At 71.1% G+C, this 23,958-nt stretch carries 22 protein-coding genes; 3 read left to right on the forward strand and 19 right to left on the reverse strand.

Annotated features, from left to right (window positions below; genetic code table 11):
- Window positions 1–151: 151 nt before the first annotated feature.
- The 4 genes from MRBLMI12_RS18640 to coaBC form a co-directional block, all read right to left on the reverse strand.
- Entirely contained in the window at window positions 152–2,305 is a 2,154-nt protein-coding gene (locus MRBLMI12_RS18640; protein WP_363357733.1) for a DEAD/DEAH box helicase, read from the reverse strand.
- Between the two features lie 260 nt (window positions 2,306–2,565).
- A complete protein-coding gene (locus MRBLMI12_RS18645; RefSeq protein WP_363357734.1) occupies window positions 2,566–3,210 on the reverse strand; it encodes a hypothetical protein in 645 nt (214 codons plus the stop codon).
- 108 nt (window positions 3,211–3,318) lie between these two features.
- Entirely contained in the window at window positions 3,319–4,215 is an 897-nt protein-coding gene (locus MRBLMI12_RS18650; protein WP_363357735.1) for a glycerophosphodiester phosphodiesterase, read from the reverse strand.
- Between the two features lie 79 nt (window positions 4,216–4,294).
- On the reverse strand, window positions 4,295–5,530 hold the full coding sequence (gene coaBC, locus MRBLMI12_RS18655; RefSeq protein ID WP_363357736.1) for a bifunctional phosphopantothenoylcysteine decarboxylase/phosphopantothenate--cysteine ligase CoaBC: 1,236 nt from the start codon (window positions 5,528–5,530) through the stop codon (window positions 4,295–4,297).
- A 71-nt stretch (window positions 5,531–5,601) separates the two neighbouring features.
- Here coaBC and MRBLMI12_RS18660 point away from each other — a divergent pair, with 71 nt between their 5' ends.
- Window positions 5,602–6,318, forward strand: coding sequence for an NRDE family protein (locus MRBLMI12_RS18660; RefSeq protein WP_363357737.1), 717 nt, complete (start codon window positions 5,602–5,604; stop codon window positions 6,316–6,318).
- Window positions 6,319–6,509: 191 nt separating this feature from the next.
- Here the strand turns inward: MRBLMI12_RS18660 and MRBLMI12_RS18665 are convergent, their stop codons facing one another.
- The 10 genes from MRBLMI12_RS18665 to MRBLMI12_RS18710 all read right to left on the reverse strand — a co-directional run bounded on the left by MRBLMI12_RS18665 (window position 6,510) and on the right by MRBLMI12_RS18710 (window position 15,024).
- Entirely contained in the window at window positions 6,510–7,373 is an 864-nt protein-coding gene (locus tag MRBLMI12_RS18665; protein WP_363357738.1) for an aldehyde dehydrogenase family protein, read from the reverse strand.
- On the reverse strand, window positions 7,370–8,899 hold the full coding sequence (locus MRBLMI12_RS18670; protein WP_363357739.1) for an aldehyde dehydrogenase family protein: 1,530 nt from the start codon (window positions 8,897–8,899) through the stop codon (window positions 7,370–7,372). The genes MRBLMI12_RS18665 and MRBLMI12_RS18670 overlap by 4 nt, the downstream gene beginning before the upstream one ends.
- Window positions 8,900–8,913: 14 nt before the next feature.
- The gene (gene deoC / locus MRBLMI12_RS18675) at window positions 8,914–9,921 is read right to left on the reverse strand and encodes a deoxyribose-phosphate aldolase (RefSeq protein WP_349426994.1); all 1,008 of its coding nucleotides are present in this window, start codon (window positions 9,919–9,921) and stop codon (window positions 8,914–8,916) included.
- A gap of 52 nt (window positions 9,922–9,973) precedes the next feature.
- Window positions 9,974–10,915, reverse strand: a complete 942-nt coding sequence (locus MRBLMI12_RS18680; RefSeq protein ID WP_363357740.1) for a sugar-binding transcriptional regulator — start codon at window positions 10,913–10,915, stop codon at window positions 9,974–9,976.
- A gap of 141 nt (window positions 10,916–11,056) precedes the next feature.
- Window positions 11,057–11,437 carry a hypothetical protein gene (locus MRBLMI12_RS18685; RefSeq protein ID WP_363357741.1) on the reverse strand — a complete coding sequence of 127 codons (381 nt, stop codon included), beginning with the start codon at window positions 11,435–11,437 and terminating at the stop codon, window positions 11,057–11,059.
- Window positions 11,438–11,513: 76 nt separating this feature from the next.
- Window positions 11,514–12,485 (reverse strand): bifunctional riboflavin kinase/FAD synthetase, encoded by a 972-nt coding sequence (locus MRBLMI12_RS18690; protein ID WP_363357742.1) that lies wholly within the window; start codon window positions 12,483–12,485, stop codon window positions 11,514–11,516.
- Window positions 12,482–12,925: a hypothetical protein gene (locus tag MRBLMI12_RS18695; protein WP_363357743.1), complete on the reverse strand. Its 444-nt coding sequence runs from the start codon at window positions 12,923–12,925 to the stop codon at window positions 12,482–12,484. The genes MRBLMI12_RS18690 and MRBLMI12_RS18695 overlap by 4 nt, the downstream gene beginning before the upstream one ends.
- Window positions 12,926–13,031: 106 nt before the next feature.
- Window positions 13,032–13,400, reverse strand: coding sequence for a hypothetical protein (locus MRBLMI12_RS18700; protein ID WP_349426989.1), 369 nt, complete (start codon window positions 13,398–13,400; stop codon window positions 13,032–13,034).
- Window positions 13,397–14,344 carry a tRNA pseudouridine(55) synthase TruB gene (gene truB / locus MRBLMI12_RS18705; RefSeq protein WP_363357744.1) on the reverse strand — a complete coding sequence of 316 codons (948 nt, stop codon included), beginning with the start codon at window positions 14,342–14,344 and terminating at the stop codon, window positions 13,397–13,399. The genes MRBLMI12_RS18700 and truB overlap by 4 nt, the downstream gene beginning before the upstream one ends.
- Window positions 14,344–15,024: a uridine kinase gene (locus MRBLMI12_RS18710; protein WP_349426987.1), complete on the reverse strand. Its 681-nt coding sequence runs from the start codon at window positions 15,022–15,024 to the stop codon at window positions 14,344–14,346. The genes truB and MRBLMI12_RS18710 overlap by 1 nt, the downstream gene beginning before the upstream one ends.
- A gap of 57 nt (window positions 15,025–15,081) precedes the next feature.
- Between MRBLMI12_RS18710 and MRBLMI12_RS18715 the strand changes: the two genes are divergently transcribed.
- On the forward strand, window positions 15,082–15,948 hold the full coding sequence (locus MRBLMI12_RS18715; RefSeq protein WP_363357745.1) for an A/G-specific adenine glycosylase: 867 nt from the start codon (window positions 15,082–15,084) through the stop codon (window positions 15,946–15,948).
- A gap of 111 nt (window positions 15,949–16,059) precedes the next feature.
- On the opposite strand, the gene rbfA is transcribed toward MRBLMI12_RS18715, so the two are convergent.
- The 5 genes from rbfA to MRBLMI12_RS18740 form a co-directional block, all read right to left on the reverse strand.
- The gene (gene rbfA, locus MRBLMI12_RS18720) at window positions 16,060–16,494 is read right to left on the reverse strand and encodes a 30S ribosome-binding factor RbfA (RefSeq protein WP_349426984.1); all 435 of its coding nucleotides are present in this window, start codon (window positions 16,492–16,494) and stop codon (window positions 16,060–16,062) included.
- A gap of 67 nt (window positions 16,495–16,561) precedes the next feature.
- Complete coding sequence (gene infB, locus MRBLMI12_RS18725) at window positions 16,562–19,390, reverse strand: translation initiation factor IF-2 (RefSeq protein WP_363357746.1); 2,829 nt, start codon at window positions 19,388–19,390, stop codon at window positions 16,562–16,564.
- Window positions 19,391–19,481: 91 nt separating this feature from the next.
- Window positions 19,482–19,736, reverse strand: coding sequence for a YlxR family protein (locus MRBLMI12_RS18730; protein ID WP_331911325.1), 255 nt, complete (start codon window positions 19,734–19,736; stop codon window positions 19,482–19,484).
- A 40-nt stretch (window positions 19,737–19,776) separates the two neighbouring features.
- On the reverse strand, window positions 19,777–20,766 hold the full coding sequence (gene nusA / locus MRBLMI12_RS18735; RefSeq protein ID WP_349426982.1) for a transcription termination factor NusA: 990 nt from the start codon (window positions 20,764–20,766) through the stop codon (window positions 19,777–19,779).
- A 171-nt stretch (window positions 20,767–20,937) separates the two neighbouring features.
- The gene (locus tag MRBLMI12_RS18740; protein ID WP_363357747.1) at window positions 20,938–22,905 is read right to left on the reverse strand and encodes a lipase family protein; all 1,968 of its coding nucleotides are present in this window, start codon (window positions 22,903–22,905) and stop codon (window positions 20,938–20,940) included.
- Between the two features lie 138 nt (window positions 22,906–23,043).
- On the opposite strand from MRBLMI12_RS18740, the gene MRBLMI12_RS18745 reads away from it, so the two are divergent.
- Window positions 23,044–23,862 (forward strand): DUF1206 domain-containing protein, encoded by an 819-nt coding sequence (locus MRBLMI12_RS18745; RefSeq protein ID WP_363357748.1) that lies wholly within the window; start codon window positions 23,044–23,046, stop codon window positions 23,860–23,862.
- The last annotated feature ends 96 nt before the right edge of the window (window positions 23,863–23,958 follow it).

Here is a 23,958-nt window from a genome sequence, read left to right on the forward strand (position 1 = left end):
CTGTGATCCTCGCTGTCGGGTGAAGAGAGTCGGCGACGCTGCCTCCCCCGACATTAGTGCCGGACGCGCCGCCCTGCCACACGAACCGCCTTGCCCTGCGCCGACGACGAAGGGCGGCGCGAATCCGCGCCGCCCTTCCTCGCTCTACGGACTACGCCGCGCCGAGCGCCTGCCGCAGCACATGCATGAGCGCGGACAGCTGCACCGAGTCGCTCGACTGCGGGTCGACGGCCTCGCCGTCGAGCGCCCGCGCTGCCAGCCCCTGCTTGGAGTCGATCAGCTCGGCGATCTTGGTGTCGATCGTGTGCGCCGCGATGATGCGCCACGCGGTGACCGGCTCGTCCTGGCCGATGCGGTGCACACGGTCGATGGCCTGCGTCTGCTCGGCGGCCGTCCATGACAGCTCAGCGAGCACGACGTTCGACGATGCCTGCATGTTCACGCCGACGCCCGCAGCAGTGAGCGAGCAGACGGCGATGCCGACGTCGGGGTCCGTGTTGAACGCGTCGATCGCCTGCTGGCGGGCGACCGTCGCCTGATCGCCTCGCAGCGACACCGTCTTCAGACCGGCCGCGGCGAAGTGCGCCTCGGCGGCGTCCATGACGTCGATGTGCTTGGCGAAGAACACGACCTTGCCGACCGAACGCTGCAGCTGCACCGCATAGTCCGCCGCGAGCACGGCCTTGGCCTGACCGATCTTGCGCACCATCGTGAAGACGTTCTCCGAGCCGGTGCCGGCGGCCTTCGACTCCTCGAGCTCGTTCTGCGCGACCAGGCGCACGATGTCTTCGTCGATGTGGCCGGGGCCGTGGCCGCGGTCTCCGCGGGCGTCGATGATGCGGCGGTAACGCGCGGCGAGGCGCTCACCGAGCTCGCGCTCGGCCTGACGGATGGAGCGCCCGAACTCATCGTCCAGCTGAACGGGCAGGTCGGCGATGAGCTTGTCGGGCAGGTCGGCGGCGACATCCTTCTTCTTGCGCCGGACGATGCCCATCGAGATGACGGCGTCGCGCGCTTCCGGGTAGAACGACTTGTCGGCGGGCGTCAGCCCCGTCTCGTCGAGCTTCTCCATGAGCTCTGGACCGGGCTTCTCGCCGGTGGTCCAGCCCAGGAAGCGCCAGATCGCGTCGAAGTCCTCGACGTCGTTGATGAGCGGCGTGCCCGTGAGGGCCAGCAGGAGCGGATCGCGCACCTGCTCACGGATGCGCGTCGCGAGGGCCAGCACGTTCTGCGACCGCTGCGACGTCAGGTTCTTGATGAAGTGCGCCTCGTCGACGACCATGCCCTTCAGCCCGATCGAGCTGAGCCACGACAGGTGCCGGTCGAGGATCTCGTAGTTGACGATGAAGACGTCGGCGAACGCGTCGATGTCTTCGCCGTCGCCCTGGATCACCGTCGCGCGACGGTGCGGCGTCCAGCGCTCGACCTCGCGCGCCCAGTTCATCTTCACCACGTTGGGGACGACGGCCAGGAGCGGGTACGCGTTCGCGACGGATGCCGCGAGCACCGACTCCGCCGTCTTGCCCAGGCCCGGCTCATCGGCGAGGAGGAACGTGCGGTGCCCGGCGCGCACGGACTCGAGGAACCGCGACTGGTGCGGCATGACCTCGAGGCCCCTGGGCGACAGACGGTCGAACTCGGGCACGGGCGGGAGCTCCATCGTGGCGCTGCCGCCACCGGCACCGATCTCGAACGCCTTGTACAGCGGGCCCATGAGCTCCCAGCTGTCCAGGCGGCGGCGCGGCGTCTGCTTGGGGCCTCGCGCCGACAGGTCGGGCGCCAGGAACGGGTTCGCCTCGCGCCGCGCCACGACCTGCTGCGGCACGACCTGGCGCTCGACCAGCGCGGCCGGCACGACGGGCGTCGCGACCGGCGCGACGTCGGTGATGATGAGCTCGTCGGGTGCGAGCTCGGCGCCCGACTCGAGCAGCCAGTCCCGGCGCATGCGGCGCGCGACCGGCGAGGTGGCCTGGTCGACCTCGAGCAGCTGGATGAGCGAGGTGTCGCGGGCGGCGGTCTTCGCGAGGATGGTCGCGACGCCGTCGAGCCGCTTCAGCAGCTCGGCGCGCGCGGCATCCGTCAGCTCGGTGTCGCCCTTCACACGGGCGCGCTCCTCGCGCACCAGAAACGCGATGACCTGGAACTTGACGCGGTTGGTCGGGCCCAGCTTTCCGCGCTGGGCCTTGGCCTCGACCTCTCGCACCTTGCGGGCGAGGATCGGGATGATCGGGGCCTCGTCGTCGCGACGTGCGGACGAGGTCTTGCGGCGACGCTGCGCCGTCTGGGCGGGTGCCGTGGTCGGCATGCTCCTCCTGAGCGTGAGTGCCGGCTCGGGACCGGCGAGGATCGGATGACACCGATGGTTCTGCGTGCTCCCGCGGGCGGCGCAAGCGCCGTCGCGAACGCGGGATCGGGGATGTTGCGTCGGCGGTCGCGGGCACTCGCTTCTGCGAGCTGCGACATCGTCAGCGGTTCTTCCCTCGTGCCATTCTACGGGACGGGGGCCGGGTCGAGGGAAGCAGGCCCGCCGAAGGGATGCAGATTCGAGATGCGGGCGCCGCGGGATCAGCCCCAGAGCGTCGCGACCACGTCCTCGGTGTACCCGTCGGGCGCGAAGTTGATCCACGCCGTCGTCACCAGGCCGCCGTCGCCGACGTAGTGCGTCTCGCCGCGGGTGTACTCGTTGTCGTCGAGCGTCACGCCCTTCTGCTCGATCCGGCACACGGTGCCGTCGCCGAGCGCCTCGCAGCCGAAGCCGGCCGCGGGCAGCGCCGCGAGGACCGCATCTGCCTGGTCGCCGTCGATCACGGTGACGTTCGTCGCCAGACCGTACTCGCTCGGCTGGCCCCACGAGCATCGCAGCGTCGGAGCGCCGCTGTGGATGATCTCGAGAAGATCGGCGTTCTCGGTCGACAGCATCGTGACGCCGGGGTCGTTGAGCGGCGGATTGGCCGACTGCAGGCCGGCGAGCATTTCGGCGGAGTAGATCTCCTCGCACGCGGCCGGCAGCTGGAAGCCCGCCTGCGGCTCCTCGGTCTCGACCGGTGACACCGAAGGGGCCGGGGTCGGTTCCTCCACGGTGATCGAAGGGCTGCTCGACGGCGTGGCAGCCGGCTCGGGGCGACAGCCCGCGACGACGACGGCGAGCGCAGCGAGCGCCACGCACCCGACCACGACCCGCTTCCACCGGCTCTGCTCGACCGTTCCCACGTCACCCGTCCTCTCGCGCCACCGGAGGGCGCCGCGATATCGACCCTAACGACGAGGACGGACGGATGCCGCCGGCCACGCCGCCCGGCCACCCGACGCGGGACGGACTCAGGGTCCGGCGTACGCGCTCTGCCACTCCGAGAGCGTGTGGGGGTCGTCGGTCACGATGCCGTCGACGCCGAGCGCGGTGACGGCATCCCACTGCGTGTCGTTGTTCAGCGTGTACACGACCACGCGCGCGCCGGCCGCGTGCAGCTCGTCGACGATGCCGGGGCGCGCCAGCACCGCTTTGCGGCTGACCACCACGCCCCGTGCGCCGGACTCGGCCACGGCGCTGACGACATCGGAGGGCAGATGCTTGAGGATGAGCAGCCGCGACAGCACCTCCGACTCCGTCGCGGCGAGCGCCAGGGTCCGGGCGTCGAAGCTGGCGAAGACCACTCGCCGCTCGAGGCCGCGCGCGGCGACTTCGGCCACGGCCGCGTCGACGGCGGCGGCATCCCATCCGCCCTTCAGCTCGACGATCGCGCGGCCGTCGGCGGCGACGAGCGCGTCGAGGAACTCGGCCAGCGTCGGAACGGGCGTTCCGGCGTAGGCGGGATCGAACCACGAGCCCGCATCCAGCGCGAGCACCTCCGCCAGCGCGAGCGACGACAGCCGGCCGTGGCCGTCCGTGGTGCGGTCGACCGTCTTGTCGTGCATGAGCACCGGATGGCGGTCGGCGGTGAGCGCGACGTCGACCTCGACGTAATCGAATCCGGCGGCGAGCGCGGCGGTGATCGCGGGGAGCGTGTTCTCGGGGGCGGTGGCGGCGCCGCCGCGATGGCTGGCGATGAACGCGGCCTCGCCGGGCGTCCTCTCATCCCCCATCAACTCGCGCGAGCTGACACGTGCGGGGGTCGCGCCGAGGACGGCGATGACGACGCTCGCGATGGCGAGCACACACATGACGGACAGGGCGTGGATCCGGTCGCGAGCGCGATCGGAAGCCGCGGAGTAGGGCATCGGGCATGTCCTCCGAGGTTCGTTCACACGTCACCGTCGACGTGGTGCGGATCACTCTACATGCGCCGTTACTGTTTCGTTACTTAGGATTCGCGCTGGTTCGCCTCACGGCGATGACGGCGTCCCACAGCGCCTCGGCGACGTCGCCCTTGCTCCCCCGGCGCGCCGCGACGACCTCGCCGTCCGCGTCGATCACCGTGACCGCGTTGTCGGCGGCCTCGAACCCCTTCGCCCAGCCGACCTCGTTCACGGCCAGCAGATCGGTGCCCTTGCGCGCGGCCTTGCGGCGTCCGCGGTCGAGGAGGGTCTCGCCATCGCCCGGCGTCTCGGCGGCGAACCCGACGATCGTCTGGCCGCCGCGACGGCGGCGGACCAGCCCGGCGAGGATGTCGTCGTTCTCGATGAGGTCGAGCGTGATCCCGCCCGCGGGCGCGGAGTCCTTGGATCGCTTGAGCGGCGACACCTCGGCCACGCGGTAGTCGGCGACGGCCGCCGCCATCACGATGACGTCGGCAGCGCCGGCCTCGGCGTCGACGGCGGCACCGAGCTCTGCCGCGGTTCCGGCGCGCACCACCCGCACACGCGGGACAGCGGATGCCGTGGCCAGCACGCCGTCGTCGACATGGGCGGCGACGAGCACCACGTCGGCGCCGCGGTCGGCGGCGGCCAACGCGACGGCCACGCCCTGGCGGCCGCTCGAGCGGTTGCCGATGTAGCGCACCGGATCGATGGGCTCGCGGGTGCCGCCGGCGCTCACGACGACGCGGAGCCCGTCGAGGTCGGCGGGCCGGCCGCCGGCCGCGGCGAGCGCGGCGTCGAGGATCGCCTCGGGCTCCGACATCCGTCCCGGCCCGCTGTCGCCGCCGGTCAGCTCGCCGCTCTCGGGGCCGACCACGATGACCCCGCGCTCGCGCAGCGTCGCCATGTTGTGGACGGTCGAGGGGTGGCGCCACATCTCGGTGTGCATCGCCGGCGCCACGACGACCGGTGCCGTGGTGGCGAGTAGGGTCGTCCCCAGGAGGTCGTCCGCGAGTCCCGCGGTCATCTTCGCCAGGGTGTTCGCCGTCGCGGGCGCCACGATCACGAGGTCGGCCGCCTGGCCGAGCGAGACGTGACGGACCCGCGCGACATCATCGTGGACGGAGGTCGTCACGGGGTGACGGCTGATCGCCTCCCATGTCGGCAGCCCGACGAACCGGAGGGCGTCGTCCGTGGGGACGACATGCACCTCGTGCCCCGCCTTGACCAGCAGGCGCACGAGCTGGACGGTCTTGTAGGCGGCGATGCCACCGGTGACCCCGACTACGACGAACACCCTCCGATCTTGGCACGCCCGCCCGACTCCCCGGCCCCACAGCCGGACGACACCCCCGAGGAGCCCTCTGCATGTGCACCGTTGTGATCCGCGTCCCGGCGTCGGCCGACGAGCCCACACGCGTGCTCGCGATCCGCGACGAGGACCCGGATCGGCCGTGGAACCCGCTCGGCCGGTGGTGGCCAGAGCCTCACGACGGCGTCGTCGGGGTGCGCGACGTCCGCGCCGGCGGCGCGTGGCTGGCGGCCGACCCGGCAGCCGGCCGGCTCGCCGTGCTCCTCAACCGCGCGGACGAGTCGAAGCGCCCCGAGTCCGAGCTGGTGTCGCGGGGCGGCATCGTGCTGGACTCCGTCGCGGGCCGCGCGCCGGCGGGCGAACCGGCGACGCACGGCTTCAATCTCGTCGAGGTCGACGGCGCGCACGCACGCGTGCTCACGTGGGACGGCGTGGCCCTGCGCACGGTCGACCTCCCGCCCGGCACGCACATGATCGCCCACGACGACGTCGACGACGGCGCAACGCCGCGCATCGCCCGGTGGCTGGACGAGTTCCGCTCGGCGGAGCCCACGGGCGAAGGACGCTGGTGGATGCCGTGGGTCGAGGTGCTCGAGCGGTCCGCCGAGCTCGCACCGACCGACGACGATGCGATCATCCGCGACAACCGTCCGTACGGCTACCCCACGCTGTCGCTGCTCGCGTGCGTCGCGTCGGTGTCGGCGCACGACGTGGACGTGCACTACGGCGAGCTCACGCACCCGGGCGAGTGGGGCGGGCTCGCGCTCGAATAGGGAGCGGCGCGACGAGCCGAGGTCTGCGCTGCGTCCCCGAGGCGTTTCGTCTCGGTCGCTGGCGCTCCCTCGCTCAACGACCGGTTGCCCATGCCCCGGTCGTTGAGCGAGCGAGGAACGAGCGAGACGAGACGCCCCGAACTTCCGCACGCGGTGGGTTCGAGGCGCTCCGTCAGGCTCTCACGCTCGTGTCAGACCAGGCTCTTCGGGTGCCACACCGTCTTCGTCTCGGTGAACGCGGTGATGCGCGCGAGGCTCGGGGCCGCGGCATCCGTCCCGTTCTCGGGAGGGAGCACGCGTGTGAGGGTGTCGGCGGCCGCGATCTGCAGGTCGACCCAGTCCAGGTCGCCGGCGCCGACGAGGTCGAGCGCGTGCACGTCGGGGTGGGATGCCAGCCACGGTGCGATCTCGGCCGGCGAGCCGGTCAGCACGTTGACCACTCCCCCGGGCACGTCGCTCGTCGCCAGCACCTCGGCCAGCGAGATCGCCGACAGCGGATACCGCTGCGACGCGACGACGACCACCGCGTTGCCCGTCACGAGCGCCGGCGCGATCGCCGAGACGAGACCCACGAGCGCCGTGTCCTGCGGGGCGACGACGCCCACGACCCCGGTCGGCTCGGGCACCGAGATGTTGAAGTACGGTCCGGCCACGGGGTTGCCGTTGCCGGCGACCTGGGCGAACTTGTCGCACCAGCCGGCGTACCAGACCCAGCGGTCGATCGACTCGTCGACTTCGGCGGCGGCCACGGATGCCGAGACACCCGTCTGCTGCACGATCTCGTCCACGAACTGCGCGCGCCGGCCCTCGAGGATCTCGGCGACCCGGTAGAGCACCTGGCCGCGGTTGTAGGCGGTCGCCCCCGACCATCCCTTGACGGCGCCGCGGGCCGAGACCACGGCATCGCGCGCGTCCTTGCGCGACGCGAGTGCCGCGTTCGCGAGGAACTCGCCCTTCGGCGTCGCGACCTCGTAGGTGCGGCCGGACTCGCTGCGGGGGAAGGCGCCGCCGATGTAGAGCTTGTACGTCTTCGGCACGGTCAGTCGCTTGCTCATGCGGAGACCTCCTTCTTGGAACGGGCGGGTACGCGTTTCGTCTCTGCGTTTCGACTCCCAGGCTCGCTCAACGACCGGGGGCCGACGCTCGCCGCGCCCTTCAGGTAGGCGGCGAGGCCGTGACGGCCCCCCTCGCGGCCGTAGCCGGACTCCTTGTAGCCGCCGAAGGGCGACGACGGGTCGAACCGGTTGAAGGTGTTCGCCCACACCACGCCTGCCCGCAGGCGGTCGGCGACGGCGAGGATGCGCGAGCCCTTGTCGGTCCAGATCCCGGCCGAGAGACCGTACGGGGTGTTGTTGGCCTTCTCGATCGCCTCGGCGGGCGTGCGGAACGTCAGCACCGACAGCACCGGTCCGAAGATCTCGTCACGGGCGATGCGATGGCTGGCCTGCACGTTCGTGAAGATCGTCGGCGCGAACCAGAACCCGTTCTCGGGGATGACGCAGGGCGCGCTCCAGCGCTCGGCGCCCTCGTCCTCGCCGATCTTGCTGAGCTCGCGGATGCGGTCGAGCTGCTCGCGCGAGTTGATCGCTCCGATGTCGGTGTTCTTGTCGAGCGGGTCGCCGAGGCGGAGCGTCGACAGGCGGGACTTCAGCCGGTCGACGACCTCGTCGTGGATCGACTCCTGCACCAGCAGGCGGCTGCCGGCGCAGCAGACGTGTCCCTGATTGAAGAAGATGCCGTTGACGATGCCCTCGATCGCCTGGTCGATGGGGGCGTCCTCGAACACGATGTTCGCCGCTTTGCCGCCGAGCTCGAGCGTGAGCTTCTTGTCGGTGCCGGCGACGGCCTTCGCGATCTCGCGCCCGACGGGGGTCGAACCGGTGAAGGCGACCTTGTTCACGTCGGGATGCCGCACCAGCGCCGCACCCGTGGCGCCGGCGCCGGTCACGATGTTCACGACGCCGGGCGGCAGATCGGCCTGCTGCAGGATCTCCGCGAAGATGAGCGCCGACAGCGGCGTGGTCTCGGCGGGCTTCAGGACCACGGTGTTGCCGGCAGCGAGCGCCGGGGCGATCTTCCACGCCAGCATGAGCAGCGGGAAGTTCCACGGGATGATCTGACCGGCGACACCGAGGGATCGCGGGTCGGCGCCGAGGCCCGCGTAGTCGAGCTTGTCGGCCCACCCGGCGTAGTAGAAGAACCACGCCGCGACGAGCGGCACATCGACGTCGCGGCTCTCCTTGATCGGCTTGCCGTTGTCGAGGCTCTCGGCGACGGCGAGCTCCCGCGCGCGCTCCTGCACGAGCCGGGCGATCCGGAACAGGTACTTGCCGCGGTCGCGCCCGCTCATCCTCGACCACGTCCGGTCGTAGGCGCGGCGCGCGGCCGCGACGGCGGCGTCGACATCCGCGTCGCTCGCCGAGGCGATCGTGGCGATGTGCTTCTCGTCGGCGGGCGAGATGGTGGCGAACGGCTCGCCGGACCCGGCGCGGAAGTCGCCGTCGATGAACAGCCCGTACTCGGGCTTGAGGGACAGGATCGCCCGCGACTCGGGGGCGGGCGCGTATTCGAGGAAACTCATGTCTTCTTCCCGGCTCAGTCGATGGTCACGTAGTCGGCACCGGAGTAGTGGCCGGTCTTCAGCTTCTGGCGCTGCAGCAGCACGTCGTTGAGGAGGCTGGACGCTCCGAAGCGGAACAGGTGCGGCTGCAGCCACTCCTCGCCGACGGTCTCGGCGACCGTGACGAGGTACTTGATGGCGTCCTTGGACGTGCGGATGCCGCCGGCCGGCTTGACGCCGACCTTCTCACCGGTGGCCCGATGCCAGTCGCGCACGACCTCGAGCATGAGCAGCGTCACCGGCAGCGTCGCCGCGGGCTGCACCTTGCCCGTCGACGTCTTGATGAAGTCGCCGCCCGCGAGGATCGCGAGCCACGAGGCGCGCTTGATGTTGTCGTAGGTGTTGAGCTCGCCCGTCTCGAGGATCACCTTGAGCGACGCGTAGCTGCCGTCCTCGCGGCGGCACGCCTGCTTCACCCGCGCGATCTGGTCGAACACGAGACCGTAGCGGCCGGCGAGGAAGGCACCGCGGTCGATCACCATGTCGATCTCGTCGGCGCCGTGCGCCACCGCCTCGGCGGTGTCGGCGAGCTTGATGTCGAGAGATGCCCGACCGCTCGGGAACGCGGTGGCTACGGCGGCGACGCTCACTCCGCCCTCGTCGGGGTCGCCGTGGGCCGACCCGAGCGCCTCTACGGCATGCGGCACCATGTCGCCGTACACGCAGACCGCGGCCACGCGCGGGCACGTCGGATCCGAGGCATCCGGATTCAGTGCCTTCGCCACCAGCGAGCGCACCTTGCCGGGAGTGTCGGCGCCTTCGAGGGTCGTGAGGTCGATCAGCTCGATGATCTTGTCGAGCGCCCACGCCTTCGACGTGGTCTTGATGGATCGCGTGCCCAGCCCGGCGGCACGCTGTTCGAGACCGACCGCGTCGACGCCGGGAAGGCCGTGCAGATATCGCCGCAGGGTGGTGTCGTCCGGCTGCCCGCCGAGCAGCTCGACGGCCCGCTCGGGGAGCGTCACGATGGAGGTGCCTGACATGTCCTGACCTGGCTTTCGTCTGTGGGATGGGAGTGAAGTCGCGCTGCGCTGCTCATGAATCGAGCAGGTGGCGTGCGGTGGATTCGTCGGTGACCAGTACCGAGCACAGGCCTGAGGCGACCACTGCGGCGGCGACCTCTCGTTTGGATTCGCCCGCGATGACGGCGATCGCGACGTCGGCGCCGCGGAGCTCGTCGAGGGAGATACCCACCGTGCGGGCGTCCAGGTCGTGGTCGACGACGCGGCCGTCCGCGCCGATGTAGCGCCCGAGCACATCGCCGACGGCGCCGGCCGCGACGAGGCGGTCGATGTCGGCCGGAGTGAGATACCCGCTGTCGACGTGGACCGAGCGGTGATCTGCCGCACCGGCGCTGAAGAGGTACGCGGCGGCGGAGCGCGCCGTCTCGAGGACGCGGGCGACCATGCGGTCCGCTTCGATGGCCTCCTTGGTCGCGCGGTGCTCGAGGATCGCGGGGCTGGGCAGCAGGGCCGCGGCACCGCCGCCCTTCTGGGCGATGCTGACCGCAGTGGCGGCTGCTGTGCCCGGCCGCTGGCTCATGCTGACGCCGCCGTTGATCTGCACGACGTCGGTGCCGGAGGACCAGCCGTCGCGGAGGTGGTGCGCGATGTCGGACAGCGTGCGCCCCCAGCTGACGCCGAGCACACGGGGGCTGGGTCGCAGGGCGGTGAGATAGTCGGCGGCAGCCTGTGCCACGCGCTGCTGGAGCTCGTCCTCGTTGCGCACGCCGGCGCGCGAGACGACGACCGCTGAGACGCCGCGCTCGTCGCGGAGCCGACGCTCGAGCTGCGGACGCCGTGCGCGCGAGTGAAGGATCTCGATGCGGACGAACCCCTCCTCCTTTGCCTGCGTCAGGAGGCGGCCCACTTTCCACCGGGTGATCTGCAGGCTCCGGCCGATCTCCTCCTGCGTGAGGTTCTCCTCGTAGTAGAGCTCGGCGGCTCGGATCGAGAGAAGTTCGTCGACGGCGTCCACGATCCTCCCTTCGTCGTCCCCTCCAGGCTGACACACCCGCGCGGCCGTCACCAACATCTGCACAGAGTTTGCTCAGATGAGCAAACCGTCACGACCGCTGCTCGCCCGGACGTCGCGAGCATCTGTGCCGTGGTGGCGATCTCAGCCGCCGGGTCCCGGCCGCGCCGGGTCGGCGACGCTGGTCTTCGCCTGCCGCAGCAGCACGACCACCCCGATGCCGACGACCACGACGAAGGCGATGGACAGAGTCGTGAACGCGAACCAGTTGTCGTCGAGCACGAGGACGATCGCCGACGACACGACCGCGATCGCCGCGGCGATCAGCTTGGAGGCGAACTTCATCCCGATACCCGGGGTGAGCCGGCCGGCGGGTGAGCCGCCACGCGCGAGGATCAGGTCGGCGAACGCGTCGAGCGTCGCCAGCAGCGAGGCCGAGAACGCGACCGCGCACCCGAGGGCACCCCACAGGTTCGGGGAGTCGGAGGCCGCTGCGTCGGCGGCCATGAGGACCAGCGCGTGCACGCCTCGATCGTAGGCCGACCACGTACGCCGGTCTATGGCTGGCCGCAACGGGCGAAGGATGCCGCCACCCAGCGGGTCAGCTGAGCTCCCCCCGAACCCGAACGATGTCGTCGGACATCTGGGCGATGAGGGCGTCGACCCCCTCGAACGCGACCATACCGCGGATCCGCGAGACGAACTCGATCTCGACGACGTGTCCGTAGAGGTCGAGGTCCGTCTCGTCGAGCACATATGCCTCGACCTGACGCACGTCGATGTCGTCGAACGTCGGGTTCGTGCCGATGCTGATCGCCGCCGGATAGCGCACGCTGCTGCGCGGCGCGGATGCGCCGTCCTGCGGCATCCCCTCGTCGACCAGCCAGCCGGCGTACACGCCCTCGGCGGGGACGAACCCCTCGAGGCCCGGCGACAGATTCGCCGTCGGGAAGCCGAGCTGACGTCCGCGCTTGAGCCCGTGCACGACCTCGCCGCGGGCGGCGTGAGGGCGTCCGAGCAGGCGGGTCGCGCCGGCGACGTCTCCGGCGTCCAGGAGCTCGCGCACCCACGTCGACGAGACGCGCCGCCCGGCGTCGATCGCACGCACGTCGTCGACGACGTCCACCTCGAAGCCGAACTCGGCGCCGAGCTCGCGCAGCAGCTCGGGGTTGCCCGCGCCGCCGCGACCGAAGCGGAAGTCGGCGCCGACCATCACGATCCGCACGCCCAGCGCTCCGACGAGCACATGCTCGACGAACTCCCGGGCACCGAGGTCGGCGAGAGCGCGATCGAACGTGAGCATCAGCGTCGCATCCACTCCCGCATCGGCGAGGAGACGCAGCTTCTGGTCGACGCCGACCAGGCTGTCAGGACACAGCTCGGGGCGCAGCAGCGCGAGCGGATTGCGGTCGAACGTCACGGCGACGACGCGCGAACCTGAGGCTTCGGCATCCACCTGTGCCCGATCGATGACGGCTCGATGGCCCGAGTGCACGCCGTCGAACTTGCCGATCGCGACGACGGACGGCCCGAAGCCCGCAGGCACGTCGCGGGGGTCCCGGAAGACGATCACGACGCGACCGCCGCAGGCGCTGCCGCAGTGCGCTGCGCGACAGGACGATGCGTAGCCAGCCACCAGAGACCGAGGAACGGCAGCACGAGAGGCACGAAGAGGTAGCCCGAGCCGAACCAGGACCAGACGGTCGGGTGGGCGAACAGCTCCGGCATCACGAAGCTCAGCGTGCCGACGATCAGCACGCCGACGAGCTCGAACACGATCGCGACCCACGCCACCACGTACCACCCGCGTCGGCCGGCGAAGACCAGAGCCAGCGTGGCGACGATGTACACGAGCGCCGAGAGCGCCGAGAGCGTGTAGGCGAGCGGCGCCTCGTCGAAGCGCTCGACGATCTGCACGAAGGACCGACCGGTGGCGCCGAGGGCCATGATCGCGTAGACGATCACGAGCACGCGGCCGATGCCGGTCATGCGGGGGCGGGCGGAAGACGACATAACCAGACGAGTTTAGTTCGTGCCGCGGGCACCGGTTCCGCCACGACGACGCGCGACGGCATTCCGGGGGCTGGGCGCCGGCGGCCGCGGCGACGCGCGACGGCCGTCAGGCGAGCTGGACGGTCCAGATCACCTGCATACGCCAGACCATGACCGCGATGGACAGCGCCGCGATGCCCATGATCACCGTGCTCCAACGGCTGCGCTCGAGCAGCGCCCACGCGACGGCGGCGACGGGCAGCAGCACGGCGGAGATGAGGTAGACCCAGAACTCCAGGAGGCTCCCCGACGGCGGATTGCCCGCGAACGGCGCGATGATCGCGATGACGACCTGCGCGAGGAGCAGGAGCTCGACCAGGGCGAGAGCGCCGACCGTCCAGTCGCTCGGCCGCCGGCCGGCGAGCCCGGCGATGACGCAGAAGAGACCTGCCGCGACCGCGACGACGACCTGCGCGATCGTGAACCACAGGATCATCGGGCGGCCTCCTCGGGCATGTTCATCGCGCTCTTGACATCGTCGCCCCGGCGCTCGACGACACCGACGAGGGCGCCGTCGGGGTCGATCGCCGCCGCCGGTGTCGCGTGAAGGCGTCCGGCAGCCCCGATCAGCCGCTTGCCGTGGCGGAGGTCGCGCGCCTCGTCGGCGGTCACCTCGAACCGGCCGAGCACCGCACCTGCCGCGGTCGCCGGGTCGACCATCGTCGCGTCGGCGAGGTCCTCGACGCCGGGCGCCCCGGCCACGTCGAACGGGCCGATGCGCGTGCGCCGCAGCGCCGTGAGGTGCCCGCCCACGCCGAGCGCCGAGCCGAGGTCACGCGCGAGCGAGCGGATGTACGTGCCGCTCGAGCAGTCGACGACGACGTCGAGGTCGATGACGCCCGACATCGCCGAGTCCACGCTCGCGGTTCCTCCGTCCGTGATCGCGGCCTGCGAGCCTGTCGAGCGGCGCCGCTCGGCGAGGACCTCGAACCGCGACACCGTGACCTCGCGCGCCTTGAGCTGCACATCCTCTCCCGCGCGCGCGAGGTCGTAGGCACGGCGCCCGTCGACCTTGATCGCCGAATACGTGCTGGGAACCTGGGAGATCCGGCCGGTGAGAGCCGCGACGCCGGCCGTGATGGCCTGGGAGTCGAGGGATGCGGCATCCGTCACCGAGACGACCGTCCCCTCCGCGTCGTCGGTGTCGGTCGCGACGCCCAGCCGGATCGTGGCTTCGTAGGTCTTGTCGAGTCCGACGATGAACGTGAGCAGCCGCGTCGCGCCTTCGACGCCGAGGACGAGCAGGCCCGTCGCCATCGGGTCGAGCGTTCCGGCGTGGCCGATCTTGCGCGTGCCCCGTGCGCGGCGCGCCCGTGCGACGACGTCGTGCGAGGTGATGCCACCGGGCTTGTCGACGAGCAGGATTCCGGGTGCCGCCATCAGCTGGGCCCGACGATCCGGGGGTGCGCGAGATCGACGTTGTCGACGATGACCGATGCCGCCTCCCGCGGCCGCGCCTCGCGGAGGTAGATCTCCTGCCCCTGCCGGTAGCGGGCGTTCGAGGGCGCATCGGGGTCGGGGTCGCAGCCGTCTCGCAACGCCATGCGCGCGTAGGACACGTCGAACGGCACGTCGAGCCAGATCGACCAGTCCCACAGGTCTCGAAGCTCGGGCCGGTGCAGGAAGACGCCGTCCACCACGAGCACCGCATCCAGGGGCGCGGTGACCCACTGCGACTCGACGGGAGCATCGCGGACGACGTCGAACGCCGCCAGCTGGAAGCCGGTCGTGCCGGCGGTCTGCGCGCCGTCGCGGAACGGGTCGATCAGGACGCGCCGGAAGGTCGCATAGTCGAAGGAGTCGCGGTAGAAGCCCTCGGGGCTGCGGCGGCCGCGCAGGTAGCGCTCGCTCCGGGGCCGGTGGAAACCGTCGATACCGGCTCGGAACACCGCGTCGCCGGTCTCGGCGAACACCTCTGCGAGCCCGTCGGCGAACACCGTCTTGCCGGCGCCGTCCAGCCCGTCGACCGCGACGATGATGCGGCCGCCGGCGTTGCGGCGCCGGACGCGGTCGCGCAGTTCGCGCCACAGCGTCGTGGTCGGCGTGACGGGAAGGCGCATGGTCCCAGCCTACGGCGGCGACGCCGCCGGTCCCGCCGCGCGCTTACGCTGGAGCGCATGCCCGATCTCGCTCCCCCGCTCGTGGAGTGGTACTCGGCTAACGCGCGCGATCTGCCGTGGCGGCGGCCGGGATTCGGGGCCTGGGGCGTGCTGGTGAGTGAGTTCATGCTGCAGCAGACGCCGGTCACGCGGGTCATCCCCCATCTGGAGGCTTGGCTCCAGCGCTGGCCGGCGCCGGCGGACCTGGCGGCCGCCGCTCCCGCCGACGCGGTGCGGCAGTGGGCGAACCTCGGCTATCCGCGGCGCGCCCTGTGGCTGCATCGCGCGGCCGTCGAGATCCGCGACCGCCACGGCGGAATCGTGCCGCGTGACGTCGACGAGCTTCTGGCGTTGACCGGCATCGGCGACTACACCGCACGTGCCGTCGCCGTCTTCGCATACGGCGACCGGCATCCCGTCGTCGACACCAACACCCGGCGGGTGCTGGCACGCGCGATCGAGGGCAGGTCGCAACCCGGCCCGCCCTCGCGGCGCGACCTCGAGACCATGGCGGCGATCCTGCCCGACGAGCTCGACACCGCGGCCGTCGTCAACGCGGCGGCGATGGAGCTCGGAGCGGTGATCTGCACCGCCCGAACTCCGCGCTGCGACGCATGCCCGTTACGAGACCGCTGCACATGGCGCGCGGCAGGGTATCCCGACACCGGCGACGACCGCCGCAAGCAGGCACGCTACGAAGGCAGCGACCGGCAGGCGCGCGGGGCGGTGCTCAAGACGCTGCGGGATGCCGCAGCCCACGCGATCCCGCTCGCCGAGATGCTGCCCGACTGGCCGGACCCGCTCCAGCGCGACCGTGCCATCGACTCGCTCATCGCCGACGGGCTCGCCGAGGCGTCCGACGGTCTCTTGCGTCTGCCGCTCTGAGCACTCGTACCGGGCAGGCGGCTCAGAGCACTGGGCCTGGGCATCGAGCCGCCGCAACGACAGACGCCGCGACCGGCGGACCGGTCACGGCGTGTCGATGGCGGCGAGGAGTCAGTCCTCGCCGTCGAGCTCGCGCGGCTTGACGTACGGGTCGGCTTCGCCGGCGTACGTCGCCGACGAGGCGAGACCCGCCACGGCGGCATCCCGCTCCTGCGCCTCGCGCAGCAGATCGGCGATGTGGCCGGCGTTCTCGGGGATCGCGTCGGGGATGAACTCGAGCGAGGGGGTGAGACGCACGTTGAGGTGCTTGCCCACCTCCGAGCGCAGCATCCCGGTCGCGGACTTCAGCGCCGCAGCGGATCCTTCGCGCTCCTCGGGCGAGCCGAGCACCGTGTAGAACACGGAGGCGTGCTGGAGGTCGCCGGTCACCTTCACATCGGTGATGGTCACGAATCCGAGCCGCGGGTCGCGCAGGCCCTTCTCGAGCCGTTCAGCGAGGATCACACGAATACGGTCGCCCAGCCGGGCCTGACGTTCGCTGGCCATGATTGCTCCTTAAGGGGATGATTCCGGATGCCTCGATTCGAGGCATCCGGAATCACGTCACGCGGACTCAGCCGCGGGGCTTCTCGACCATCTCGGTGGTCTCGATCTCGTCGCCCACCTGGATGTCGTTGTACTTGCCGAGGCCGATACCGGCTTCGAAGTCCGTGCGGACCTCGGTGACGTCGTCCTTGAACCGGCGCAGCGACTCGATGGCCAGGCCGTCGGCCAGGACCACGCCGTCGCGGATGACGCGCGCCTTGGCGTTGCGCGTGATCGTGCCCGAGCGGACGATGACACCGGCGATGTTGCCGAACTTCGAGGAGCGGAACACCTCGCGGATCTCGGCGACGCCCGACTGGACCTCTTCGTACTCCGGCTTGAGCAGGCCCTTGAGCGACTGCTCGACATCGTCGATCGCGTTGTAGATGACCGAGTAGAACCGGACATCCACACCCTCACGAGCGGCGCGCTCGCGCGCCTTCGTGTCGGGACGGACGTTGAAGCCGATGACGATCGCGTTGTCGATCGTCGCGAGGTTGATGTCGGACTCGGTGATCGCACCCACACCGCGGTGGATGATCCGCAGCTGGACGGAGTCGTCGACCTCGATCTTGAGGAGCGACTCCTCGAGCGCCTCCACGGCACCCGAGACGTCACCCTTGATGATGAGGTTGAGCGACTCGACCTTGCCCTCTTCGAGAGCACGGGTGAAGTCCTCGAGCGAGATGCGCTTGCGGGCCTTAGCGAGCTGGGCGTTGCGCTCGGCCGCTTCACGCTTCTCGGCGATCTGGCGGGCCGTGCGGTCCTCCTCGGTCACGATGAACGTGTCGCCGGCGCGCGGCACCGAGTTCAGACCCTGCACCTGCACGGGACGCGACGGGAAGGCCTCTTCGACGGCGTCGCCGTTCTCGTCGGCCATCGCACGCACACGACCGTAGGCCGTGCCGGCGACGATCGCGTCGCCGACCCGCAGCGTTCCGGACTGGATGAGCACCGTGGCGACCGAACCGCGACCCTTGTCGAGCTTCGCTTCGATCGCGACACCGCGCGCGTCCTTGTTCGGGTTCGCCGTGAGGTCCAGACCCGCGTCCGCGGTCAGCAGGACCGCGTCGAGGAGCTCCTGGATGCCGGTGTTCTGACGAGCGGAGACATCCACGAACATGACGTCGCCGCCGTACTCCTCGGCCACGAGCCCGTACTCGGTGAGCTGCTGGCGCACCTTGGCCGGGTTGGCGTCGGGCTTGTCGACCTTGTTCACCGCGACCACGATCGGCACGTTGGCCGCCTGGGCGTGGTTGAGCGCCTCCACCGTCTGCGGCATGATGCCGTCGTCGGCGGCGACCACGAGGATCGCGAGGTCGGTCACCTGCGCACCGCGGGCACGCATGGCGGTGAACGCCTCATGACCCGGGGTGTCGATGAAGGTGATCGCACGCTCGATGCCCTCGTGCTCGGTCCAGACCTGGTACGCACCGATGTGCTGCGTGATGCCGCCGGCCTCGCCCGCGACCACGTTGGTCTGGCGGATGGCGTCGAGCAGTCGCGTCTTACCGTGGTCGACGTGACCCATGACGGTCACGACCGGAGGCCGGATCTCGAGGTCTTCCTCGTTTTCCGCCTCCAGCTCGGCCTCGAGATCGAGACCGAAGCCCTCGAGGAGCTCCTTGTCCTCGTCCTCGGGCGAGACCATCTGGATCTTGTAGCCGAGCTCGGCGCCGAGCACCTCGAAGGTGGCCTCGTCGAGCGACTCGGTCGCGGTCGCCATCTCACCCAGGTTGAACAGGATGGTGACGAGCGTGCCGGGCTGCACGGTGTACCCGCGCAGCGCCTCGAGCTTGTCCGCGAAGTCCGCGATCGATGCGCCGCGGCGCAGGCGGATGATCTCGCCGTTGCCCTTCGAGACGTTGACGCCACCGACGACCGGCGCCGACCGCATCTCGAACTCTTGGCGCTTCGCCCGACGCGACTTGCGCTGCTTCGACTTGCCGCCGCCCTTGCCGAAGGCGCCCGCGGTGCCACCGCCGGGGCCACGGCCACGACCGCCGCCACCGCCGGGACGACCCGCGAAGCCGCCCGCGGGCGCTCCACCGGGAGCGCCGCCAGGACGCTGGAAGCCACCGCCACCGCCGCCACCGGGACGACCGGCACCGCCGGGACGCTGCTGGAACGGCGCACCGGGACGACCGCCGCCACCGGGGCGACCTGCGCCACCGGGACGCGGAGCGCCGGGGCGAGGAGCACCCGGACGCGGGGCCTGCGGACGCGGGATGTTGCCGGGGCTCGGGCGCTGGCCCATGCCCTGTGCCGACGCGAAGGGGTTGTTGCCCGGACGGGGGCCGGCAGGACGCTGACCCATGCCCTGCGACGATGCGAAGGGGTTGTTGCCGGGGCGCGACGAGCCACCCGGGCGCGGCGGCTGCGGCGTCGCTGCAGCGGGGCCGGGCTTGGGGGCACCGGGTGCGGCCGGCGCAGCCGGAGCCGCAGGGGCGTCCGCAGCCGGGGCCGCGGGAGCCGCCGGCGCTGCCGGAGCCTTGGCCGCGGGAGCCTTGGCCGCGGGAGCCGCGGGCTCAGCCGGAGCGGCGGGAGCCGTCGGGGCGGCAGCCGGACGCGCCGGGCCGGGCTTCACGGCCGGACCGGGCTTGACCGCGGACGCACCGGGCTTCGCCGCCGCGGGGGCGGGCGACGCGGCGGCAGGCTTCGCCGCAGGCGCGCCATCCGTCGACTTGCCGACGCCGTCGGCCTCGAGCGCGGCGCGCAGCTTGCGCGCCACGGGGGGTTCGATGGTGGACGAGGGGCTCTTGACGTATTCGCCGAGCGCCTTCAGCTTCTCGAGCGCGACCTTGCTGTCGACGCCGAGCTCGGAAGCGATCTCGTGCACGCGTGGTTTGGCAGCCACAAATTCTCCTGTCTGGGTCCACCCAGGCAGGGCAGACCGTTAATCGCGGACGGGTCTCATTTCGAGCCGTTCACTTTGTTTCCATAGCCGTTCAGCCTTTTGTTCGCTGTAGGTACTGGTCGATGGTCTGCGTGTCAAGCGGGCCTGACACACGCAATGCGCGTACGAAGGCACGGCGCCGAAGGGCGGCATCCATGCACTCCGGCGTCTTGTGCACCCACGCGCCTCGTCCGGGCATCGATGCGCGCTCGTCGAGGACGAGGACGGAATCGATGGAGACCACCCTGAGGAGAGTGGACCGGGGAGCACGCGTGCGGCATCCGACGCACGTTCGTACAGGTTCCATCGTACACCTCGCGTCTGGGAGCACGCGCCGCACGCGGCGCTCAGCCCTCCTCGAGGATGCTGTCGGGTTGGATGTCGATCTTGGCACCGGTGAGCTTGGCGGCCAGGCGGGCGTTCTGCCCCTCCTTGCCGATCGCGAGCGACAGCTGGTAGTCCGGCACGAGGGCTCGTACGGCCTTGTTCGAGGCATCCAGGACGAAGCTCGAGGTCACCTTCGCGGGCGACAGTGCGTTCGCGACGAACTTCGCCAGCTCCGGGTCGTAGTCGACGATGTCGATCTTCTCGCCGCCGAGCTCCTCGGTCACCGCGCGTACACGGCGGCCGAGCTCGCCGATGCAGGCGCCCTTGGCATTGATGGACGGGTCGTTCGCCTTGACGGCGATCTTCGTGCGGTGGCCGGCTTCGCGCGCCAGCGAGACGATCTCCACGAGTCCGGCGGGGATCTCGGGCACCTCGAGCGCGAACAGCTTGCGGACAAGGCCCGGGTGGGTGCGGGAGACCGTGATCTGCGGCCCCTTCGTGCCCTTGGCGACCGACGTGACGTAGACGCGCAGGCGGGCACCGTGCGCGTAGTCCTCGCTGGGCACCTGCTCCTCGGGCGGCAGGATGGCCTCGACCGAGCCGAGATCCACGTGCACCATGCGGGGGTTCGGGCCCTGCTGCACGATGCCGGCGACGATGTCGCCCTCCTTGCCCCGGAACTCGCCCAGCACGGCGTCGTCGGCGATGTCGCGCAGACGCTGGCTGATGACCTGCTTCGCGGCGAACGCGGCGATGCGGCCGAAGTCCTCGGGAGTCGACTCCTCCTCGCCGATGACGGCGCCTTCGTCGTCGAGGACGGGGATGAACACGGCGACGTGACCGGTCTTGCGGTCCAGTTCCGAGCGCGCGCCCTCAGGCAGTTCGCCGGTGGGCGACGTGTGCTTGGCGTAGGCGGTCAGGATCGCCTGTTCGATGATGCGCACGAGCTCGTCGAAGGGGATCTCCTTCTCGCGCTCGACAGTCCGCAGCAGTCCGAGATCGATGTCCACAGTGGCCTCCGTATTCAGCTCTCACCGGCACGTCGACGCGCGCCGGAACCCTACAACGTTACCCGATGCCGCGGCGCACGGTTCTGGGAGTCCGATGCACGGCTGCGCGTGGCTGGGGGTGCTCGAAGGAGGGCGCGGCCAACGTCGCCCCGGGGGCCGGTTCTGAGACGCCTAGTCGGTCGGGCAGTCGTCGACGTGCGTGTCGGCGTGACGGAACCGCGCGTCTGTCCAGGCGATGAGCACCGGCACGAAATGCGAGCCCGGGAGCAGGGTGCGCAGGTGGTCGTAGCCACGGTATTCGAGGCTGCGGACCTGATCGCCCTGCGCGCACAGCCGCTCGACGAACTCGTGCTGGAGGTGGGGTGGAATGACCTCGTCCTCGTCGCCCCAGGCGATGAGGATCGGTTGCTCCCAGGGCCCCGTCGGCGTGTTGTCCTCGAGACGACGGCCGAGGGCGCCGGTGGTGAGGTCGCCCTCGAACAGCGGGCGGTCCTCGGAGACGCCGAGCGCCGTCGCCACCGACACGACGACGCCGGGTTCGGAGGGACACCGCTGCGTCATCTCGCGGACGATGGCCTCCGAGCCCGGGGCGATGTAGTCGCTGAGTTCCACGTCGTCGTAGGTGTCGGCATACGGCACGAGCACCCACGAGATGAGGATGGACAGCAGCGCATTGGCATCGCCCCTCGTCAGCTCCTCGGCCAGCTCGACAGGCTCGGCGGCCGGTGCGAGCAGCGCCGTGCCCCGGATGTCGAGGTCGGGGGCGTAGTCGCCGGCGATCTGCGACGTCCACAGCGCCGCGTGTCCGCCCTGCGAGTGTCCCCAGACGACGGTCCGGCTCGACAGCGTGAGGCCGTCCAGCTCGCCTGCGGCGAGCACCGCGTCGAGTGACGAGCGCGCCTCGCCGCGCCCGATGAGATAGGGGAAGACGCCCGGCGCGCCCTGGCCGGAGTAGTCGGACGCCACGACGACCCACCCGCGTGCGAGCGCCTGGTCGAGGCCCGGTATCGCCCACTTCGTCGCGGACGCGTCGCGCAGGCTGGGCGCGCAGCCACGGGCAACGCCGGTCGTCCCGTGGTTCCAGACGACGACCGGTCGCGGACCCGGCGGCGCCTGCTGCGGCACGATCACGAGAGCGCTCGCCACCGCGGGCTGCCCGTTCGCGTCGCGGGTCGTGTAGAGGATGCGCATGACCTCGGCGCCGGAGGGCTTCTGCCCCGAGAAGTCGTCCGTGCGGATCAGCTGCCCGTGCTCGTACGGCACGACGGCCGGCGGGTCGTAGAAGGCGTCCACGACCTGCGCGCCGTCCTCGAACCACGCGTTCGCCCACCAGCCACCGGCGGCGAGCGCTACGAGCAGTGCCGAGAGGGCGTACCGGCCGGCGGCCAGCCACGCCGCGCGGGCGCGACGCCGCCTCGGGGCACCCGCAGCTGCGGCCGAGACGGATGCCGCGGCCGGAGGCGCCGACTCTGCCGCGGCGGAAGCCGCGCCCGTGAGGTCGGGTACGTCTCGCGCCGACGCGTGCGTCTTCGCCGGGACCGGCCCGGCGGGCTCACCGGTGGCGGGGACCGAGCGTCTGCCCTCGACGAACGCGCGCACGGCACGCACGAGCATGGACGCACCGAAGATCACCGTCCGCACGCCGAAGATCAGCGCGACGACGAGCACCGTCACGTCGGGCCAGGCATACGACAGGATGCCGAACGCGATCTGCGCTCCGCCCCAGACGCCGGCGAGCACCCGCTGGCTGACACTCCCCCGCCGCACCGCGTCGTAGATCGACGCCAGACCGCCGAGCACGAGAAGCACCGCGATGATCTCGGGGAGCAGCTCGAGGGTACGGCCGAGGCCGAGGAGGATCGCCAGGCCCAGCGCGATCCACACGACGCCGAATCCGACGCGGGACCACAGCGCCGTCTCGGGCGCCGCGAACATCCGTGCCACGCCGGAGAAGATGGCGCTCAGCCCCACATAGACGGTGAGCAGGACCAGCGAGGTGAGCGGCCGCGTCACGATGAGGAGTCCGACCAGCAGCGACAGCGCGCCCACCACGACGAGCACCGCCGGAGGAGCTCCGCGCACGAGTCGCGGCACGACGCTCCATCCGGACGGGAGCTGTCGACGGCCCTCGCGGATCATCCGCCCCATGATAGGTGCGCCCGCCGATGGCACCCTGAGGCCGCACCGCGCGCGGCGAACCGTCGTGGTCGGCATCGCATCCCGCCGGACCCGCGTCAACCCCCGCCTTCCGCGCGATCACGGGTCTAGCGTGAGGGCGTGAAAGCCAACGCGAAGCAGCTGGCGCGCGAGGCGGAGTCCAGCGCCGTCTTCGAGGCCATGGCCCGCGCCGGATACGTCGCCAACGGCGTGATCCACATCCTCATCGGGGTCATCGTCATCGTGCTCGCCGCGGGCGGGCGCGGCGAAGGCGACCAGGCGGGCGCGATGAAGGCGGTGGCAGGCGCCCCCGCCGGCTTCGTCGTCCTGTGGCTCATCGCGGTCGGACTGTGGGCGCTGGGCGTGTGGCACGCGGCCGAAGGCCTCCTCGCGCGCGACCGATCGGGCGACGCCAAGGGCGCCGCGCGCAAGTGGGGCCGACGGATGGCCGAATGGGGGCAGGCGGCGGTCTTCATCGCGCTGGGCCTCATCTCGGCGGCGGTGGCGATGGGCGCGCGACCCAACGCCGAGGAGGCGGCAGAGGGCGCGAGCCGGGGACTGCTGGAGGTGCCTGGCGGACCCATCCTGCTGGGACTCATCGGCCTCGGTATTGCAATCGGCGGGATCTCGTTCGTGGTGATGGGCGTCATGCGGAGCTTCCGCACGCGCGTGCGGATCCCGGACGGCAAGCGCGGACGCACGCTCACGACGCTCGGGGTCGTCGGCTTCGTCGCGAAGGGCGTCGCCCTGACGATCGTCGGGGTGCTGCTCGTCATCGCCGCGGTGGCGACGGACGCCGAGACCGCCGGTGGGCTGGACGGCGCGGTTGACGCGCTGCTCGCCCTGCCGCTCGGCCCATGGCTCGCCTGGATCGTCGGCGTGGGCTTCATCGCCTATGGGATCTTCACCGTCGTGCGGGCCCGCGTCGCGCGGATGTGACAACGCGGACAGCGGCGACCCGGGCGGCAGGGGATCCATTGAGGCGCGGCATCCGTGCTGTCAATGCCCTGGAGGACATGCGCGACATCGTCGAGT

It is taken from the genome of Microbacterium sp. LMI12-1-1.1 (genome assembly GCF_040676455.1).
Taxonomy (GTDB): domain Bacteria; phylum Actinomycetota; class Actinomycetes; order Actinomycetales; family Microbacteriaceae; genus Microbacterium.

Coding starts and splice junctions, on each gene's coding strand:
- MRBLMI12_RS18740 (WP_363357747.1), bottom strand. CDS start 22,905: ATGATCCGCGAGGGCCGTCGACAGCTCCCGTCCGGATGGAGCGTCGTG.
- MRBLMI12_RS18640 (WP_363357733.1), bottom strand. CDS start 2,305: ATGCCGACCACGGCACCCGCCCAGACGGCGCAGCGTCGCCGCAAGACC.
- rbfA (WP_349426984.1), bottom strand. CDS start 16,494: ATGGCCAGCGAACGTCAGGCCCGGCTGGGCGACCGTATTCGTGTGATC.
- deoC (WP_349426994.1), bottom strand. CDS start 9,921: ATGTCAGGCACCTCCATCGTGACGCTCCCCGAGCGGGCCGTCGAGCTG.
- MRBLMI12_RS18730 (WP_331911325.1), bottom strand. CDS start 19,736: ATGGAACCTGTACGAACGTGCGTCGGATGCCGCACGCGTGCTCCCCGG.
- MRBLMI12_RS18715 (WP_363357745.1), top strand. CDS start 15,082: ATGCCCGATCTCGCTCCCCCGCTCGTGGAGTGGTACTCGGCTAACGCG.
- MRBLMI12_RS18650 (WP_363357735.1), bottom strand. CDS start 4,215: ATGCCCTACTCCGCGGCTTCCGATCGCGCTCGCGACCGGATCCACGCC.
- MRBLMI12_RS18710 (WP_349426987.1), bottom strand. CDS start 15,024: ATGCGCCTTCCCGTCACGCCGACCACGACGCTGTGGCGCGAACTGCGC.
- MRBLMI12_RS18670 (WP_363357739.1), bottom strand. CDS start 8,899: ATGAGTTTCCTCGAATACGCGCCCGCCCCCGAGTCGCGGGCGATCCTG.
- MRBLMI12_RS18665 (WP_363357738.1), bottom strand. CDS start 7,373: ATGAGCAAGCGACTGACCGTGCCGAAGACGTACAAGCTCTACATCGGC.
- MRBLMI12_RS18700 (WP_349426989.1), bottom strand. CDS start 13,400: ATGATCCTGTGGTTCACGATCGCGCAGGTCGTCGTCGCGGTCGCGGCA.
- MRBLMI12_RS18660 (WP_363357737.1), top strand. CDS start 5,602: ATGTGCACCGTTGTGATCCGCGTCCCGGCGTCGGCCGACGAGCCCACA.
- truB (WP_363357744.1), bottom strand. CDS start 14,344: ATGGCGGCACCCGGAATCCTGCTCGTCGACAAGCCCGGTGGCATCACC.
- MRBLMI12_RS18695 (WP_363357743.1), bottom strand. CDS start 12,925: ATGTCGTCTTCCGCCCGCCCCCGCATGACCGGCATCGGCCGCGTGCTC.